This window comes from Microtetraspora fusca, assembly GCF_001570365.1.
Classification (GTDB): domain Bacteria; phylum Actinomycetota; class Actinomycetes; order Streptosporangiales; family Streptosporangiaceae; genus Microtetraspora; species Microtetraspora fusca.
In genome coordinates this window covers 282,036-298,754 of record NZ_BBYK01000044.1, presented here as the reverse complement: position 1 = coordinate 298,754, position 16,719 = coordinate 282,036, and the positions used below count along the sequence as shown (strand labels likewise).

18 protein-coding genes are annotated in these 16,719 nt (G+C 71.9%); 11 read left to right on the top strand and 7 right to left on the bottom strand.

All coding sequences use genetic code 11. The annotated features are described in order from the left end of the window. The first annotated feature begins 49 nt into the window (after positions 1–49). Positions 50–1,276, top strand: coding sequence for a kynureninase (kynU, locus tag AWQ68_RS13905; RefSeq protein WP_218006873.1), 1,227 nt, complete (start codon positions 50–52; stop codon positions 1,274–1,276). Positions 1,277–1,352: 76 nt separating this feature from the next. Here kynU and AWQ68_RS13900 read toward each other — a convergent pair whose 3' ends face one another. Both AWQ68_RS13900 and AWQ68_RS13895 read right to left on the bottom strand, forming a co-directional pair. Beyond that, positions 1,353–1,757 carry a ClpX C4-type zinc finger protein gene (locus tag AWQ68_RS13900; protein WP_066940192.1) on the bottom strand — a complete coding sequence of 135 codons (405 nt, stop codon included), beginning with the start codon at positions 1,755–1,757 and terminating at the stop codon, positions 1,353–1,355. 111 nt (positions 1,758–1,868) lie between these two features. Continuing rightward, complete coding sequence (locus AWQ68_RS13895; protein ID WP_281217633.1) at positions 1,869–3,407, bottom strand: protein kinase domain-containing protein; 1,539 nt, start codon at positions 3,405–3,407, stop codon at positions 1,869–1,871. A 204-nt stretch (positions 3,408–3,611) separates the two neighbouring features. On the opposite strand from AWQ68_RS13895, the gene AWQ68_RS13890 reads away from it, so the two are divergent. After that, the gene (locus AWQ68_RS13890) at positions 3,612–3,977 is read left to right on the top strand and encodes a hypothetical protein (protein ID WP_157545282.1); all 366 of its coding nucleotides are present in this window, start codon (positions 3,612–3,614) and stop codon (positions 3,975–3,977) included. Between the two features lie 185 nt (positions 3,978–4,162). Further along, positions 4,163–4,669 carry a hypothetical protein gene (locus tag AWQ68_RS13885; RefSeq protein WP_066940183.1) on the top strand — a complete coding sequence of 169 codons (507 nt, stop codon included), beginning with the start codon at positions 4,163–4,165 and terminating at the stop codon, positions 4,667–4,669. 54 nt (positions 4,670–4,723) lie between these two features. Here AWQ68_RS13885 and AWQ68_RS13880 read toward each other — a convergent pair whose 3' ends face one another. The 4 genes from AWQ68_RS13880 to AWQ68_RS44890 all read right to left on the bottom strand — a co-directional run bounded on the left by AWQ68_RS13880 (position 4,724) and on the right by AWQ68_RS44890 (position 8,263). Continuing rightward, positions 4,724–5,917: an ABC transporter permease gene (locus AWQ68_RS13880; protein ID WP_066940181.1), complete on the bottom strand. Its 1,194-nt coding sequence runs from the start codon at positions 5,915–5,917 to the stop codon at positions 4,724–4,726. Then, the gene (locus AWQ68_RS13875; RefSeq protein ID WP_084463979.1) at positions 5,914–6,594 is read right to left on the bottom strand and encodes an ABC transporter ATP-binding protein; all 681 of its coding nucleotides are present in this window, start codon (positions 6,592–6,594) and stop codon (positions 5,914–5,916) included. The genes AWQ68_RS13880 and AWQ68_RS13875 overlap by 4 nt, the downstream gene beginning before the upstream one ends. 92 nt (positions 6,595–6,686) lie before the next feature. Beyond that, the gene (locus tag AWQ68_RS13870) at positions 6,687–7,745 is read right to left on the bottom strand and encodes an efflux RND transporter periplasmic adaptor subunit (RefSeq protein ID WP_066940179.1); all 1,059 of its coding nucleotides are present in this window, start codon (positions 7,743–7,745) and stop codon (positions 6,687–6,689) included. Continuing rightward, complete coding sequence (locus AWQ68_RS44890) at positions 7,742–8,263, bottom strand: hypothetical protein (protein ID WP_066940176.1); 522 nt, start codon at positions 8,261–8,263, stop codon at positions 7,742–7,744. The genes AWQ68_RS13870 and AWQ68_RS44890 overlap by 4 nt, the downstream gene beginning before the upstream one ends. Before the next feature lie 156 nt (positions 8,264–8,419). On the opposite strand from AWQ68_RS44890, the gene AWQ68_RS13860 reads away from it, so the two are divergent. From AWQ68_RS13860 to AWQ68_RS13845, 4 genes are read left to right on the top strand one after another with little or no spacing between them, the layout of a single operon-like run. Continuing rightward, entirely contained in the window at positions 8,420–9,073 is a 654-nt protein-coding gene (locus AWQ68_RS13860; protein WP_066940173.1) for a response regulator transcription factor, read from the top strand. Further along, complete coding sequence (locus tag AWQ68_RS13855; RefSeq protein ID WP_066940170.1) at positions 9,070–10,389, top strand: sensor histidine kinase; 1,320 nt, start codon at positions 9,070–9,072, stop codon at positions 10,387–10,389. The genes AWQ68_RS13860 and AWQ68_RS13855 overlap by 4 nt, the downstream gene beginning before the upstream one ends. Before the next feature lie 45 nt (positions 10,390–10,434). Continuing rightward, positions 10,435–11,196 carry an HAD family hydrolase gene (locus tag AWQ68_RS13850; RefSeq protein WP_174554106.1) on the top strand — a complete coding sequence of 254 codons (762 nt, stop codon included), beginning with the start codon at positions 10,435–10,437 and terminating at the stop codon, positions 11,194–11,196. Then, on the top strand, positions 11,193–13,595 hold the full coding sequence (locus AWQ68_RS13845; protein ID WP_066940167.1) for a glycoside hydrolase family 65 protein: 2,403 nt from the start codon (positions 11,193–11,195) through the stop codon (positions 13,593–13,595). The genes AWQ68_RS13850 and AWQ68_RS13845 overlap by 4 nt, the downstream gene beginning before the upstream one ends. Here the strand turns inward: AWQ68_RS13845 and AWQ68_RS13840 are convergent. Continuing rightward, positions 13,555–14,277, bottom strand: coding sequence for an HAD family hydrolase (locus AWQ68_RS13840; protein ID WP_066940164.1), 723 nt, complete (start codon positions 14,275–14,277; stop codon positions 13,555–13,557). The two genes, AWQ68_RS13845 and AWQ68_RS13840, sit on opposite strands and share 41 nt — an antisense overlap. Before the next feature lie 175 nt (positions 14,278–14,452). Here AWQ68_RS13840 and AWQ68_RS13835 point away from each other — a divergent pair, with 175 nt between their 5' ends. The 4 genes from AWQ68_RS13835 (at position 14,453) to AWQ68_RS13820 (ending at position 16,703) form a co-directional block, all read left to right on the top strand. Continuing rightward, complete coding sequence (locus AWQ68_RS13835; protein ID WP_245655900.1) at positions 14,453–15,373, top strand: SseB family protein; 921 nt, start codon at positions 14,453–14,455, stop codon at positions 15,371–15,373. Further along, positions 15,370–15,759, top strand: a complete 390-nt coding sequence (locus AWQ68_RS13830; RefSeq protein WP_066940161.1) for a UCP033725 family protein — start codon at positions 15,370–15,372, stop codon at positions 15,757–15,759. Before AWQ68_RS13835 ends, AWQ68_RS13830 begins: the two co-directional genes overlap by 4 nt. Before the next feature lie 108 nt (positions 15,760–15,867). Next, complete coding sequence (locus AWQ68_RS13825) at positions 15,868–16,272, top strand: YbaB/EbfC family nucleoid-associated protein (protein WP_066940156.1); 405 nt, start codon at positions 15,868–15,870, stop codon at positions 16,270–16,272. Next, the gene (locus AWQ68_RS13820) at positions 16,269–16,703 is read left to right on the top strand and encodes a hypothetical protein (protein ID WP_066940154.1); all 435 of its coding nucleotides are present in this window, start codon (positions 16,269–16,271) and stop codon (positions 16,701–16,703) included. The genes AWQ68_RS13825 and AWQ68_RS13820 overlap by 4 nt, the downstream gene beginning before the upstream one ends. Positions 16,704–16,719 lie beyond the last annotated feature (16 nt).

The following is a 16,719-nucleotide window of genomic DNA, read 5'->3' as shown; positions in this document are numbered from 1 at the left end:
CGCCGCATTTGGCGGTACTTCACGAAAAGGCCACCGACTAAAGGAGTTCATCGTGTCTGTCAGCCGTGCCGACTGTTACGTCCTCGACAGCGAGGACCCGCTGCGGGATATGCGTGAGGAGTTCTCCCTGCCCAGCGGGATCACGTACCTGCTGGGCAACTCGCTGGGCGCGCTGCCGAGGCGTACGGCGGCGAAGGTGGCGCACACCGTGGAGACCGAGTGGGGCCGCGACCTCGGCGCGAGCTGGAACACCGCGGGCTGGTGGGACCTGCCGCAGACCACCGGAGACCGGTTGGCGCGGTTGATCGGCGCGGGGCCGGGCGAGGTCCTCGCCGGCGACTCCACGTCGACGAACATCTTCAAGGTGATGGCCGCCGCGCTGCCGCTCCGGCCCGGCCGCCGCGTGATCGTCTCCGACCTGGAGAACTTCCCCACCGACCGGTACGTCGTCGAGGGCGTCGCCAGGGCGTTCGGCTCGTACGAGATCAGGGACATCGGGTCGCTCGACGAGGCGCTCGGCGACGACGTGGCCGCGGTCCTGCTCAGCCACGTGGACTACCGGACCGGCGCGCTGCGCGACATCGACGCCGTGACCGCGCGGGTGCACGCCGCGGGGGCGCTGATGATCTGGGACCTCTGCCACAGCGCGGGAGCCGTGCCGGTGGACCTGCGCGCCGCCGACGCGGACTTCGCCGTCGGCTGCACGTACAAGTACCTCAACGGCGGCCCGGGCGCGCCCGCCTACCTTTACGTGGCCGAGCGGCACCAGGACGCCGCGTACAACGTCGTCTCGGGATGGCACGGGCACGCGGACCCGTTCGCGTTCGAGCCGAACTACCGGCCCGCCGACGGGGTGCGCCGGTTCGCCGCGGGCAGCCCGCCCGTGCTCTCCTACAGCGCGCTGAACGCCTCGCTCGACATCTGGGAGACGGTCGACATGGCGCAGATCAGGGCCAAGAGCGTGGCCCTGACCACGCTGTTCATCGACCTGCTCGACGAGCTGTGCCCCGATCTGACCCTCGTCACGCCGCGCGACCCCGCCGAACGCGGCAGCCAGGTGAGCTATCGGCACCAGGACGGCTATCCCGTGATGCGCGCGCTCATCGACCGGGGCGTCGTCGGCGACTATCGGAAGCCGGACATCATGCGGTTGGGCTTCGCCCCGCTGTACGTGCGTTACGTGGACGTGTACGACGCGGCCACGGCGCTGGCCGAGGTGCTCGGCAAGGAGTTGTGGCGGGAGGAGCGCTATCAGGAGCAGCTGACCGTGACCTGATCGGTTCGCGGGACGAGGATCCCGGGCCGGGTTCGTGCCGGACCCGGGGTCCCCCGTTCCTGCGCCGCTTTACGGGTTATCGGCGCTTGGCGAGGTCGGCCACGATGTCGCTGGCCAGTGACACGCAGGCGCCGCAGATCCGGCCCGCCTCGCCGTGAACCATGTGGCTGCGGGGACCGGGTGTCTGGCGGCAGAAGGAGCAGGCGGCGTCGCGCTTCTTCCGGCGGTTCGCCAGATGGCGACCGGCGAAAGGCGGGGAGAAGCGCTTCCTGGCGGCCTGCTTCGAGAACCCGAACCGCTCTCCGATGGCGGTCCAGGATGCGCCCGCCGCGCGCGCGTCGCGTACGGCGAGGTCGAGCAGGGCGTCGGTGTCACGGCTGAGCTCCTCGCCCAGGGTGATCGCGGCGGAGAGGGTCTCAAGGGGGTCCGCCGGGTCGGTCGACCGTGACCGAGCCTGTGAGAGTAATTCGGATGGCTCCATGCATGACAACCTTAGGTTGTCATGCGAAGATCATCAACCGAGGCGATCTACCGTACCGGCGGCCGGACGGCGCCCGTTCCGATCGTCTCCCTCGACGGGAGGACGGGCGGGCTACCAGAGGGTCCAGGGGCTCTCCACGCCGCCGCTGAAGGCGGGTGCCCCCGTCTTGCGCCAGCGCTGCCGTACGTCGTGCTTGGCCCCGATGCGTGGCGCAGTGGTGGTGAAGGGGCCGCAGGTCACGATCGCGCCGTCCTGGGACGGCGAGACGCCCGAGCAGATGAAGGGCTGCGAGACGTTGACGTCGGCGTCGGTGTTGTAGAGCTGGACGTGGATGTCGGAGCGGACGCCGCTGGACCCCTTGATCCGGCCGAGCAGGTAGAAGACGTCGCCCACCATGGCCATGCAGGGCGACATCTCGATGCCGGTGCTGGGCGAGAACCACGAACGGCACCGCCACCGGGGTTCGGACGCCTGCCCGCTCCCGATGACCGTCGTCTTCTCGTCCGGCTCCACCGTCGTCGGTTTCTCGGGGGCGGGCGTGCGGGTTTTCCGGGTCACCGATTTCGTCGGACCGGGCTCAGGTGGCTCGGGCGGCCGGGAGACGACCGGATCCGGCGAGGGGGTCCGCCTCGGCCGGGTCCGGTGCTTCGGCGTCGGGGAACCGGACGCGACGCCGCGCGGCGTGGCGCTCGGGTTTTCCCCGAGCCCGCCCGTCGACGCGTCCTGCAGCGCCTGGGTCTTCTCGATCCTCGCGTCGGACGCCCGCCAGGGAGCGACGACGGCCACGGCGGCTGTGGAGAGCGCCAGCGCCGTGCCGGCCGCCGCAGCGGCGATCAGCCGTTTCCTGGAGCGGCGGCGCGGGGCCGAGAGTGAGGTCTCCTCGCCCGGAGTCGCCGACCCCGTGGCGACCGGGCCCGTGCCTCCCGCGCCTTCTGAGGAGGGGGCCGGCAGAGGGATGGGTTCGGAGGTCGCCGACGGCGCCTCTCCCCTCGGGACGGGAGGCAGGGCGGGCAGCCCCGCCAGCGACGGCGCCGCCCCGCGCAGCGCCGCCGCCACGTCGCCCGCGCCCGGCCGCCGGGACGGCTCCTTGGCGGCGCACGCGGCGATGACCCGCCAGAGAGGATCAGGCATCCCCGGCAGCCGCCGCGGCATGGCCGTCGCGTGCTGGCGGAGCAGGGCCATGGGATGGTCGCCGACGAACGGCGTGCGCCCGGCGAGCAGCTCGTACAGGATCAGGCCGATCGCGTAGACGTCCACGGCGGGCGTCGGGGTGCTGCCGTCGGCCACCTCGGGGGCCAGGTACGCGGGTGTGCCGATGACCGAGGTGGTCTGGGTGAGGCCCGGACCGTGGACGATGCGGGCCACGCCGAAGTCGGTCAGCCGCGCCTGCCCGGTGGCCGCGTCGAGCAGGACGTTCCCCGGCTTGACGTCGCGGTGGACGACGCCCTGGGCGTGCGCGGTGGCCAGCGCGTCGGCGACCTCGGCCATCAGGCGGCCCGCCTCGGCCGGGGCCAGCGTGCCGCGCTCGCGCAGCAGGGTGCGGAGGTCTCCACCCTGGATGAGATCCATCACGAGGGCGAGAGCCGCCGATACCGCAGCTTGCTCTGCGGCAGGCGTTCCGTGATTCTCCGGGCGCGTTGTCGGCGGCAACTATTTGGATATCTCGCTTGATTTCGTTTTTCGAGGGTCGCGAATTCCCGTGCCGAGGCAAGATCCGGTCATCATCTCCGCCAGGGACCCTGGGGTGCGTGGCAGGCGGACGGCCGTAGGGTACACAGGCTGGCATCGCTCGTTTCATTTCCGCCACGACGTGTTCGCCGCCGAATGACGTGAAGGGGCAGGTGCCACAACGACATGGCTCGTCATCTCGTGGAGACGTCGCACGTCCCGTCCATCCGTGACGCCCTGCGCCTCGCGCCGCTCGTGACGGCGGTCGCGATCGCCGGGGCGGTCGCGTGGCCGCAGGGAAGGGCGGACGCGACCGCGATCCGTCCCGCCGCCTGGGTGACCACGATGGCGTACGGCCACGGTCCCGTCGTAAACACAGGAAACGGCAAGTGCAACAAGAACTACTCGGCCTCGGTCAACAGCCCCACCATCCAACGCGGCCTGCAACAGGCGTCGAGCACCGCGAGGAACTCCAACACCCAGTCGGCCCTCTGCAAGAAGGGGTCGCGGGTCTGCCGGATCTTCCAGAAGATCAAGTTCTTCCACGGGTGATGAAGCACCCCGCTGTCGCCGGATAAACGGTAATGAAGCCGTAATAACCATTTATCTCGTCATGTGTGCTCGGATTCTCGTACGGGCGGCCAGTACGCTGGCGAAACGGTTCCGGCCGAATGTCGCCGGAATTCGTCCGAATTGAGCAGAGGGCGACACAGATGTTTTGTCAGCATGACAGCGGGATGCGCGGCGGAAAGATCCGCACACCCCTTTTTCTCGCCGGCGCCTGCGCTTTCGCCGCGTTCGTCGTGAACGTCGCGTCGCTCCCCGCCCAGGCGGAGACGGAGCGGTCCGCGGCGGGGCGCAAAGCGGTCGCCGTCAGATCCGCCCGCGATGGCGGCGGAGGAGACGAGACCAACGCCGGAAACGGCACCCGCAACAGCACTATCTCGTCGGTGAAGAGCCCGACGAACCTTCACGGTTACCAGCACACGTCGACCAGTGACATCGGCGGCGCGACCAGCGTCCAGAACGTCCTGTGCCGCAACGTCAGAGTCTGTTCGGTGACCCAGAACATCACGGTGACCGCCCCCGAGCAGGCGCTGAAGGGCGATCCGGGGCCGCCGGGGACCGCCACCATCTCGGAGACGCCCGACCCGGCCGCGACCCGCGAACGGGCCGCGGTCGACCCCGACATGTTCGACGCGGCACTGCTCTGGCTGGGACCCGACCTCGGCGATCTGTGGTGAGGTGATCCGCCGGAGGCCGGGCCCGCCCGCCAGTGCACGTGCTCCTTACCGGCGTCAGGCGGCGGCCAGCGCCACGGTCGGGGACAGACGGGCGGCGCGCATGGCCGGATAGAGGCCCGCGACCGTGCCGACGACGAGCGTGGCGCCGACCGCGCCCGCGATCGACCAGGGCGGCACGACCGGCGGCCAGTCCTGGGACAGCGCGTAGCCGACCGTGGCCAGCGCGCCCAGCACCGACCCCGCGACGCCGCCCAGCGCGGACAGCAGCAGCGACTCCGTCAGAAACTGGATCCGCACCTGGCCCCGGGTGGCCCCGAGGGAGCGGCGCAGGCCGATCTCCTTGCGGCGTTCCAGCACCGAGATCACCATCGTGTTGGCCACGCCGACCCCGCCGACCAGCAGCGCGACGCCGCCGAGCCCGAGCAGCAGATTGGTGAACGCGCCCGCGGCGGCGGCCCGCGCGGCGAGCGCGTCCGAGGGCCGGCTGACCTCGACCTCCTCCGGGTTCTCCGGGTTCACCGTACGGGGCAGCACGGCCCGCACGGCCTCGACCGACTCCTCCGCCGACCGCTCGTAGATCGTCGTCGGGTGTCCGTCGAAGCCCAGGCGCTCGGCGGCGACCGGGAACCCGACCAGCGCCGACCGTTCGATCTCGGGGGCGAGCGGCATCGGACCGAGTACGCCGACGACGGTGAACCACCGGTTCCCGATCCACACCTGCACGCCGATCCGGTCCACGCCGAGCCGTTTCGCCGCGACGGAGCCGAGCACGACGGCGGGCTGCCGCTCGGTCGCGGCGTTCAGCCAGGTCCCCTTCGCGACGTTTCCCTCCAGCGTGGTGAGCAGGTCGGTCGTCGCCGCCTGTACGGCGATGCCACCGGTCACCGCCTTGGGAATCAGGTTCGTCCGCCGGACGGTCGCCTCGACGGTGCCGGTGGCGGCGGCCGTGCTGACCGGGCCGATCCGCTTGACCATGGCGACCGCGTCGGTGGGGAGCTGGGACGTCTCGCCGAAGAGGGTATGGCCGGCCGAGACGGTGAGCATGTTGGTGCCGAGCCGGTCGAGCTGGCGCAGGAGCTGCTCCCGCGAGGACGACGAGATGCCGATCACCGCGATCATGGTGGCGATGCCGATCGCGATGCCCAGCGCGGACAGGAACACGCGGGTCGGGCGGGTGCGCAGTCCGGCCGCGCCGACGCGCAGGACGTCGGCTGGGCCGAGCCGGGCGGGCACGAGCCTCCGGGTCATTCGCGGGCTCCGATCGTGATCTCCGCGGGCGGGCGGTGGCCGGAGCCCTCGTCGCCGACGATCCGTCCGTCGCGGACCCGGACCCGGCGCGGGCACCACTCCGCGATCTCCATGTCGTGCGTGATGACCGCGATCGTGGTCCCGGCGGAGTGCAGGTCGCGCAGGACCCGCAGCACCTCGGCGCCCGCGGCCGAGTCCAGGTTCCCGGTCGGCTCGTCGGCGAGCAGCAGCGGCGGATCGCCCGCCACCGCGCGGGCCACCGCCACCCGCTGCTGCTCGCCGCCCGACATCTGCTCCGGCCGGTGCCCGAGCCGGTGGCCGAGGCCGACCCGCTCCAGCGCGGCGGCGGCGCGCTCCCGGCGGACCCGCAGCGGCACGCCCGCGTACAGCAGGCCGTCGGCCACGTTGTCCAGCGCGCTCGTCCCAGGGGACAGGTGGAACTTCTGGAAGACGAACCCCAGATGGCGGGCGCGCAGCGCGGACAGCTCCCGGTCCGACAGGCCGGCGACGTCGTGTCCGGCGATCCGCACGGTGCCGCCGGTGGGCCGGTCCAGAGTGCCGATCATGTGGAGCATGGTCGACTTGCCCGACCCGGAGGGCCCGACGATGGCAACCAGTTCGCCGGCGCCGATCGTCAGGTTCACCCCGCGCAGCGCCTGCACCCGGCCGCCGTACATCTTGGTCACGTCGTGCAGCTCCACCACGTACGGCCCGTCCGGCGCGTCGGGGTCGCCGTCCCGGAGCGTGGGGCGCTCGTCGATCCGTTCCCTCACGACTCGGGCACCCCCACCCGCATGCCCTCGGTCAAGCCCTCGCCGCTGATCTCGACCATGCCGCCGCCGAAGGCGCCGGTCTTGACGGCCACGAGGCGCGCGGCGCCGTTCTCGACGACCTCGACGCCGAACCCGCCCTCGCGCAGCGCGAGCAGCGCCTCCACAGGGACGGCCAGCACGTTCTTGTGCCGCTCGCTCACCAGCTCGACCTCGACCGGCGCCTGGTCCAGCCGGGTCTTCGGCGTCTTGTCCAGGGTGATGTCGACGTCCACGGTGGTGCTGTCGTCGCCCTGCCCCTGCGCCGAGGCGCTCTTGGCGACCGTGCCGATCGCGCGGACGCGGCCCTTGATCCGCTCCCCACCGGGAAGCTCCACTGTGACCCTGGCGCCCTTCTTCACGAGTGCCTGGTCGCCGGTGTCCAGGTCCACGTGGACCAGCCGCCGCAGCCCGCTGATCGTGAGCACGGGCCGCCCGGGCGCGGTGCGGTCGCCCACCGACACCTTCGCCTCGGTCACCCGGACCGCCGAGGGCAGGAACACCGCCTGTGTCGCGTCCACCTGGCCGGTCTCCGGCAGGCCGTTGTCCTCCTGCCACGCCTTGACCGCGAGGTACGTCGCGTAGCTGAAGTGCTCGTCCACCGTCAGGTCGTTCCCGTAGCCGAGGGCCTTGAGATTGCGCTCCAGCTGCTCGACGTCCGGGCCGTCGTCCACGCCCTGTCGCAGTGGGCGGTAGAGCGGCAGGCTGCCGTACAGCAGGACGACGGGCTTGCGGTCGATCTTGAGCAGCGGGCGGCCGCGGCGGATCGTGGAACCCTCCTTGGCGACCCACGTCACCGTGCCGGAGGCGTCCGTGCCGATCCGCCGTTCCCCGGCGTAGGTGAGCGCGCCGTCCACGGTCTTGGTGTCCACCAGGTCCTGCCGGGTGATCGCGGCGGTCGCGGTGACGGACGGCGCCTGGGGCGCGGCCGCCTCCGTGTCACCGCCGACGAGGAGTGCCGCCGTCGTTCCGGCGGCGAGCGCGAGGAGGCCGGCGACGGCGGCGAGCGCCTTCCTCACGGGTTCGTCTTCATCTGGGGGGCGAACTCCTTGCACGCCTCCTGGGCTTCCTTGAGCTTCTGCTCGCCGCCCTCGGGGATCGTCATCTTGATGCCGCCGCCACTCGGATCGGGCATGTCGACGCCGTGCTCGCGCATGCACTGGGCGAACTTCACCATCCGGTCGCGGGTCGCCGGATCGGGCGCCTTCGCCCGGTCGCCGACGGCCTGCTCCATGAGCGGCTGGCATTCCTTCATCGCCGCGTCGCCCTTGCTCTTGTCCATGCCCTTGGGGAACGGGATGCGGATCGCGCCGCTCGTGTCCGGGTCGGGCATGTCGATGCCATGCTCGCGCATGCACTGGGCGAACTTGAGCTGTGCTTCCCGCGCGTCGAGGGTGGCCGACGCGGACGGGGAGGACTCGGGGCCGGACGCGCCACCGCCCGCCGAGGCGATTCCTCCGTCCCCGGAGGCGGCACCGCCGCAGGCGGCGAGCGCCAGTGCCAGCGGCGCCGCGGCTGCGAGTAGCCGGATCTTCATGGTTCACTCCTTCGCCCCCGGGTCGCTCGCCCGGGGCGCGGACCAACTCCAGCGATCTCGGGGCTAAACGCGGATAAATCAGCAGAGGCGGGTTCGCCTTATCCGCCGTTAACACCCGGTCGGTCACCCTCGGATTCGGGATCCGGGGAGGCAGGGATGCGCGTGCTCGTCGTCGAGGACGAGGAACAGCTGGCCGACGCCCTCGCGCGGGGGATGCGGCTGCACGCACTCGCCGTGGACGTCGCCTACGACGGCCAGGAGGCGCTCGAACTGGCGGCCTACGTCGACTACGACGTCGTCGTGCTCGACCGCGACCTCCCGGAGGTGCACGGCGACGACGTCTGCCGGGCGCTGGCGGCCGCGAGCCCGGCGAGCCGGGTCCTGATGCTCACCGCCGCTGGGCGGCTGCGCGACCGGGTGGACGGGCTGTCCCTCGGCGCCGACGACTACCTGGTCAAGCCGTTCGCGTTCGCCGAGCTGGTGGCCCGGGTGCGGACGCTCGGCCGCCGCTCGCCCAGGGCCGCGCCCCCGGTGCTGGAACGGGCCGGCGTACGGCTCGACCCGGCCCGCCGTACGGTCACCCGGGACGGGCGGCCGATCGCGCTGAACCGCAAGGAGTTCGACGTCCTGCTCGAACTGCTGCGCGCGGACGGGAACCTGGTCTCCTCGGCCGACCTGCTCCGGGCCGTCTGGGACGAGTACGCCGACACGGGCACGGGTGTGCTGCGGGTGACCCTCACCTCGCTGCGCAGAAAGCTCGGCGAGCCGCGGCTGATCGAGAACGTGCCTGGCAGGGGGTACCGCTTTTGACCGCCCGCGGCACGTCGCGGGCGCGACGCATCCTCGCCGCGGCGCTCCCCTGGAACCGGCTGGGGCTGCGGGCGCGGCTGACCCTGCTGTACGGCGGGCTGTTCTTCGCCGGAAGCTCGGCGGTGCTGTGGGTGGGGCACCTGATGACGGCGCGGGCGCTGGACCAGCGGCTCGTCATGAAGTTCGCGAAGTTGACGGGCCTGGGCGACCCGCTCACGGAGCTGAGGCTGACCCCGACCCTCGTCGGCGCGGTCCCGCAGCTGGTGCAGACGGAGGTCGAGCAGCGGGCCGCCGACGTGCTGCAGGAGACGACCCGGTCGTCGCTCCTCGTCATGGTCCTTACCGGGATCGTCGCCCTGCTGCTCGGCCATCTGGTCGCCGCACGCGCGCTGCGACCCCTCGGCCGGGTGACCGAGACCGCGCGGCGGCTCTCGGAGAGCAGGCCGCACGAGCGCATCGCGCTGAACGAGAGGATCGCGCTGCGCGGCCCGCAGGACGAGGTCAAGCGGCTGGCCGACACCTTCGACGCGATGCTCGACCGGCTGCACCGCGTGTTCGACGCCCAGCGCCGGTTCATCGCCAACGCGTCGCACGAGCTGCGCACCCCGCTCGCCATCAACCGCACGGTCCTGGAGGTGTCGCTGGAGGAGCCGGCCGCCTCCGAGGACCTCAAGGCGCTGGCCCGCGCGTTGCTCGGCACGAACGCGCGGTACGAGCGGCTGATCGACGGGCTGCTGCTGCTCGCCCAGTCGGAGCAGGAGCTCACCGTGAGCAGGCCGGTCGATCTGCGGCACGTCGTCCGCGTCGTGCTGGAGGAGCAGGCGCTCGCGCCGCGGAAGCGGAGGGTTGTCGTCCACCAGGACCTGCGCCCGGCGGTCGTCCAGGGTGATCCGCTGCTGCTGGAACGCTGCGTGGCCAACATGGTGGAGAACGCGGTCAAGTACAACGTCCGCGACGGCGACGTGTGGGTGACGCTCCGCGTGGACGACGCCGCCGGCGAGGTGGTGGTCACGGTGGAGAACACCGGGCCCCAGGTCCCGCCGTACGAGGTGGACGACCTGTTCGAGCCGTTCCGGCGGCTGCACGGCGAGCGGGTGCGGTCGGCGGGCGGCGCCGGGCTCGGCCTGTCCATCGTCCGCGCCATCGTGGACGCGCACGGCGGCGCGATCGCCGCCCGGGCCCGCTCCGAGGGCGGCCTCGCGGTCACCGTACGGCTGCCCGCCGTGCCGGGCGCGGGAGACGACCCCGGCGAGAAGGCAAGCGGCCGGGCGCGGCTGACCGCCGCGATTTCCGGTGATCCCGCCCTTCACGGGTAGGGGGAAGGGCGACCGTACCGGAAGCGTGGAGGAGGTCGCCTGAGAATGGATCTGTCCCCGAGGAAACTGGGCCTACCCGACCGGGTGCGGGCCTGCCTGTTCGACCTGGACGGTGTCCTGACGCGTACGGCCCGGCTGCACGCCGCCGCGTGGAAGGAGATGTTCGACGGATTCCTGAGCGAGCGCGCCGCGCGCACCGGCACTCCGCTGGACCCCTTCGACGACGTGGAGGACTACGACACGTACGTGGACGGCAAGACGAGGGCGGACGGCACCCGCGCGTTCCTCGCTTCGCGCGGCATCCGGCTCCCCGAGGGCGAGCCCGACGACCCGCCGGACGCCGAGACCGTCAACGGCCTGGGCAACCGCAAGAACGAGCTGATGCTGAACCGGCTCAGGAGGGACGGCGTGGAGGTGTTCGAGGGCTCGGTCCGCTACGTGCACGCGGTGCGGGACGCCGGGCTGCACCGGGCGGTGGTGTCGTCGAGCGCCAACTGCCGGGAGATGCTCGCCGGCGCAGGGATCGAGGACCTGTTCGAGGTGGGAGTGGACGGCGGCACCGTCGTCCGGGAGCACCTGGCGGGCAAGCCGGCGCCGGACGCCTACCTGGCCGCCGCGCGGGCGCTCGGGGTGGCGCCGGACGAGGCGGCGGTGTTCGAGGACGCGCTCGCGGGGGTGGAGGCCGGGCGGGCCGGCGGCTTCGCCTGCGTGGTCGGTGTGGACAGGGTCGGGCAGGCCGACGCGCTGCGCGAGCACGGCGCCCATGTGGTGGTCTCCGATCTCGCCGAGCTGTTGGAGCGATCATGATCACTCATCCCGCTTTCGCGTGCGAGCCCTGGAGTCTGCGGCTGACCGGGCTGGACGTCGACGTCCTCGCCCAGTCCGAGTCGCTGTTCGCGTTGTCCAACGGGCACATCGGCTGGCGCGGCAACCTCGACGAGGGGGAGCCGCACGGCCTGCCCGGTAGCTACCTGTCCGGTGTCTACGAGGTGCGGCCCCTGCCGTACGCCGAGGCCGGCTACGGCTTCCCCGAGTCGGGGCAGACCGTCATCAACGTCACGAACGGCAAGGTGATCCGCCTGCTCGTGAACGACGAGCCGTTCGACATCCGCTACGGACGGCTGCGCGCGCACGAGCAGACCCTGGACTTCCGCGACGGCGTGCTGCGGCGGACCGTCGAATGGGAGTCGCCGGACGGGTGCCCGGTCCGGGTGTCCTCCGTCCGGCTGGTGTCGCTGGTTCAGCGGTCGGTCGCCGCGATCTGCTACGAGGTGGAGCCCATCGACGAGCCGCTACGCGTGGTCGTGCAGTCCGAGCTCGTCGCCAACGAGCAGATGCCCACGGCGGCGGGCGACCCCCGGGTCGCCGCCGCGGTGGAGGCGCCGCTGATCTCCTGCGAGAACGCCGCGCGGGAGGCCCGCGTCGTGCTCGTGCACAACACCCGCGCGAGCGGCCTGCGCGTCGCCGCCGCGATGGATCACGTCGTCGACGGTCCGGACGGCACCGGCGTCGTCGCGGAGAGCTTCCCCGACCTCGGCCGGGTGACGGTGATCGCCTCGCTCGAGCCCGGCCGGCCGCTCCGGGTGATCAAGTTCGTCTCGTACGGCTGGTCGGGTGCGCGGTCGCGTCCGGCGGTGCGCGACCAGGCCGACGCCGCGCTCGCCGCCGCCCGCCAGACCGGCTGGGACGGCCTGCTCGCCGAACAGCGGAGCTACCTGGACGACTTCTGGGCCCGCGCCGACGTCAAGGTGGAGGGCGACGCGGAGATCCAGCAGGCCGTGCGGTTCGGGCTCTTCCACATGCTCCAGGCCACGGCGCGCGGCGAGGGAAGGGGCATCCCGGCCAAGGGCCTCACCGGCAGCGGCTACGACGGGCACTGCTTCTGGGACAGCGAGGCGTTCGTTATGCCGGTGCTGACCTACGTGCTGCCCGAGGCGGTCGCCCACGCGCTGAGCTGGCGGCAGAGCACGCTGCCGATGGCGATGGACCGGGCGCGGCAGCTCGGGCTGCGCGGGGCGGCCTTCCCCTGGCGGACCATCCACGGGGAGGAGTGCTCGGGCTACTGGCCCGCCGGGACGGCGGCCTTCCACATCAACGCGGCCATCGCCGACGCCGTCGGCCGTTACAACGACATCACCCAGGACGAGGCGTTCGACCGGGGCGTCGGCCTGGAGCTGCTCGTGCAGACCGCGCGGCTGTGGCGGTCGCTGGGGCACCACGACGCCGACGGCGACTTCCGCATCCCCGGGGTCACCGGTCCGGACGAGTACAGCGCCATCGCCGACAACAACGTGTACACGAACCTGATGGCGCAGCGGAACCTGTACGCCGCCGCCGACGCGGCCAAACGGCACCCCGTGGAGGCCAGGAAGCTGCACGTGGACGAGGAGGAGATGGCGGCCTGGCGGGACGCGGCGCGGGCGATGTACGTGCCCTACGACGAGAAGCTGGGGATCCACCCGCAGGCCGACGGTTTCACCGAGCACCAGGTGTGGGACTTCGCCGCGACGCGACCCGACCAGTACCCGCTGATGCTGCACTTCCCGTACTTCGACCTGTACCGCAAGCAGGTCGTCAAGCAGGCCGACCTCGTGCTGGCGCTGCACCGCCGGGGCGACGCGTTCACGGCCGAGCAGAAGGCGCGCGACTTCGCCTACTACGAGCGGATGACCGTACGGGACTCCTCGCTGTCGGCGTGCACGCAGTCGGTGATCGCGGCCGAGGTGGGCCATCTGGACCTGGCCTACGACTACCTCGCCGAGGCCGCGCTGATGGATCTCGAGGACGTCGAGCACAACACCCGCGACGGCCTGCACATCGCGGCCCTGGTCGGGGCTTGGATCGCTCTGGTCGAGGGGCTCGCCGGGATGCGCCACCACGGCGGCGTGCTCTGCTTCGCGCCGCGGCTGCCCTCGGCGCTCACCGGGCTCTCCTTCACGGTGTCCCTGCTGGGGCGGCGGCTCACGGTCAAGGTGGACCAGGCGTGCGCCACGTACACGCTGCTCGACGGGGACCCGCTCAAGATCGTCCACCATGGGAAGCAGGACGTCGTCTCCAGGGGCGCGCCGATCACCTGCGCGATCCCTCCGGCGTTCCCCGGCCCGGCCCCCACCCAGCCCCCCGGCCGCCGCCCGGCGCACCGGCAGACGAGGGAGGCCTCCGGGATCATGCGGCCAGCAGGGTCACCAGCTCATCCAGCGACGTGATCACCGTGATGCCGTCCGCACCCGGCACGTCGGCCCCGGCGCCGGTCCGGTCCAGCCAGTACGCGCGCAGCCCGGCGTCCCGGGCGCCGCACGCGTCCACGTCGTACTTGTCGCCGACGTACGCGACCTGGTGCGGCGGCAGGCCGAGGAGCGCGCACCCGGCCAGGAAGATGCCGGGGTCCGGCTTGGGCGCGCCGTGCTCCTCCGAGCAGAGGACGGCGTCGCCGAAGTGGTCGAGCAGGCCGATCGCGTGCAGCTTCTCCCGTTGGTGCGCGAGCGTCGAGTTGGAGACGACGCCGAGCTGGTAGCGCGCGGCGAGCGAGGAGAGCGCGGGGGCGGCGTCCGGGAAGGCGGCCCACGCCGACTTCCGGAACGTGGTGTATCTGGCGAACCAGACGGAGAGCGCGTCGTCGGACGGGTCACCCGCGGGAAGGCGGCCGACGTGCGCCAGGAGCCGCCGGGCCCGGGCGAGCTGCTGGCCGGCGAACGTCAGCTCGCCGGCGAGGAACCGGGTGTACTCCTCCTCCATGATCTGCCGCCACAGCGCCACCGCGTCGGCGGGCGAGGGAAACAGCTCCAGCAGTTCCTCGGCGGCCAGGTGCTTGAGCAGGCCGACCCGCTCCGAGGTCGAGTAGTCGAAGAGCGTGTCGTCGATGTCGAAGAGCACCCCGCGGACCGTCATCCGTCCACATTGCCAGATTTGCCGGTAAAGGCAGTAAACCGGGCGGCCGATCCGTGGTCGACGCCGTCGGTCGTGAAGCGCGAGCCGAACTGGACGAACACCAGGGAGTGCGCGCGGCCTCGGAAGATACCGGGAAGGTGGGGCGATCCGCCGGATTTGGCCTACTGTGATCAGCGTGCAGCGACCCGAGGACCCGGGCGATGGCGGACCCGCCGTGCCGCCGTCCGGCCCGTTCGAGGAGGAGCTCTGGGCGGCCTTCGCGGCCGGCCGTACGGCACTGTGCCTCAGCATGCTCAAAGACGCCGACTTCGCGCTGCCGATCACCCGGGCCGCGTTCGAGGGCGCGGAGCCGGTCGCCTGGCCGACCGCCTCCGACGGCCGGCGGACCTGGCTGATCGCCTACACCTCGGCCGAGACGATGGCGCTGGGCACCGGGGGCGTCGCCACGCACCACCGGGTCGTCTCCCTGCTTGAACTGGCCGCCGGGTGGCCCGACCCGCGCTGGGGGCTGGCGATCAACCCCGGCCTGCCGGTCGGTTTCCTCCTGGAGTCGGGCACGGTGGCCAGGCTCGCCGTCCCCACGCTCGCCCAGGATCTCGCGCTCGCCCCCGAGAGGGGCGTCCCCGTCCTGCAGAAGGTGCTGTGCCCGGAGGAGGTGCCTGAGCTGCTGTACGGCGGTGAGCCGCGGGTCTCCGGCTACTGCCACCACGCCCTCGACGTGTCGCACATCGCCACGCCCGCCGTGCTAGCCGAGGCGCTCGGCCGCACCGACGCGTTCACCGCGAACGGCGCGCTCACGCTGCTGCGGTGGCGTCCCGTCGGGCTCGGCCTGTACCGCACGCCGTACGGCGGGCGGGACGAGGAGGGCCGTGACGCGGTGGCCGGATGGGTGGTGGAGGAGCCGCCCTTCGTGGGGCTGGGCCTGGTGCCCAACCCGGACCAGGTCATCCGCGAGTACAAGGTGTACGGCGTCGGGCTCACCCACGGTGCCGAGATCTGGGAGCTGTCCGTGGACGGCAGGGAGCGCCGGCACGCCATCTATCACGGCGACCTGCGCCGCTGGCTGCTGGTCGGGGTCCGGGAGGAGGCGTCGTGACGTGGCACTTCTACCGCGCCCGCTGGCACGGCGCCGACTACCCGTGCAGCCCCGAGGCGTCCGCGCTGGAGACGTGGGTCCGGCTGCGCCGGGACGAGCCGGCCGAGGGGTTCGAGGAGGTCGAGCCGGGATGCCACGTACGGACCGTCCCGGTGGCGGAATGCGAGTCCGTGCACTTCGTGACGACCCTCTGCCGGTGGCGTGACGCCGAGTTCCACGTGCACGCCGAGCGCGAGGGCGAGCTGCTGCTGGAGTATCTCGGCGGCTCCGCGCCCGAGGCGGTCGCGCTCGGGCTCGAACGGATCGAACGCGGCGTCTACCGGGCGTGGGTCCCGCGCGCCGAGGTCGGCGAGCTCCAGGAACGGGCCGTCCCCCTGGATTTGTGAACCTCTGCCGGAGATCATCGATTTTGGTAATGCTCTTGTCGGATGATGTTCACTTATCGGAAACTAACCCGAAAGCGTGATCTGCGGGCGCGACTCAGGGGGTGTGTCGTGGAGTCCGACATCGAGGCGCATGTCGCCGGTCTTCGGGCCTACACCGAGCAGCTCCGCACCACCTTCCTGCGGCTCCAGGACGAGGGCGTCGAACTGCACGCCAAGGCCAAGGCCATCCAGGTGACCGAGAAGTCCCGCGACGGCATGGTCTCGGTCACCGTGGGCGCGCGCGGCGAGGTGATCCGGCTCGACATCGACCCGCGCGTCTACCGCCGTCCCGACGCCCGCGCGCTCGCCGACGCCATCACGGAGACCATCCAGCGGGCGGCCGCCACGGCCCAGGAGCGGATCGTCGAGATCTTCGAGCCGCTGATCCCGCCCGACCAGATGAAGGCCCACCTCGACGGCGACATCGAAACGGTGATGACCCAGCTCGCCGACCAGATGGGCGGGAAGCGATGAACGGCCCCTACGACGGCGTCGCCATCAACAGGACCGCGGTGACCAGAGGGCTTTCGCAATGGAGCACCATGGCCGGCGACCTGGAGCGGGCCTACCCCGGGCTGGTCGCCAGGATCACCGAGCTCAACTCGGCCGAGCCGTGGGGCGACGGCAGCGAGGGCGATTCCTTCCGGAACTCCTACTACCAGAACGGCGGTCCCGAGGCCCTCATCGCCAAGGGCAAGGCCGTGGTCAAGGAGATCGCCGAGGCGGGCCCGCGACTGCGCACGACGTTCGACAACACGCACGGCGTGGACGAGGCGCACGCCCAGGACCTGGCCCAGGTCATGGCGGACGGCACGGGCCAGTACAGGACCCCGAGCACGGTGCGGGTCACCGCCCCGAACGCAGCCCAGGACGACACGGCCCAGGACACGGTGCGGCAGGTTTGACACGCCCCACCCGGGC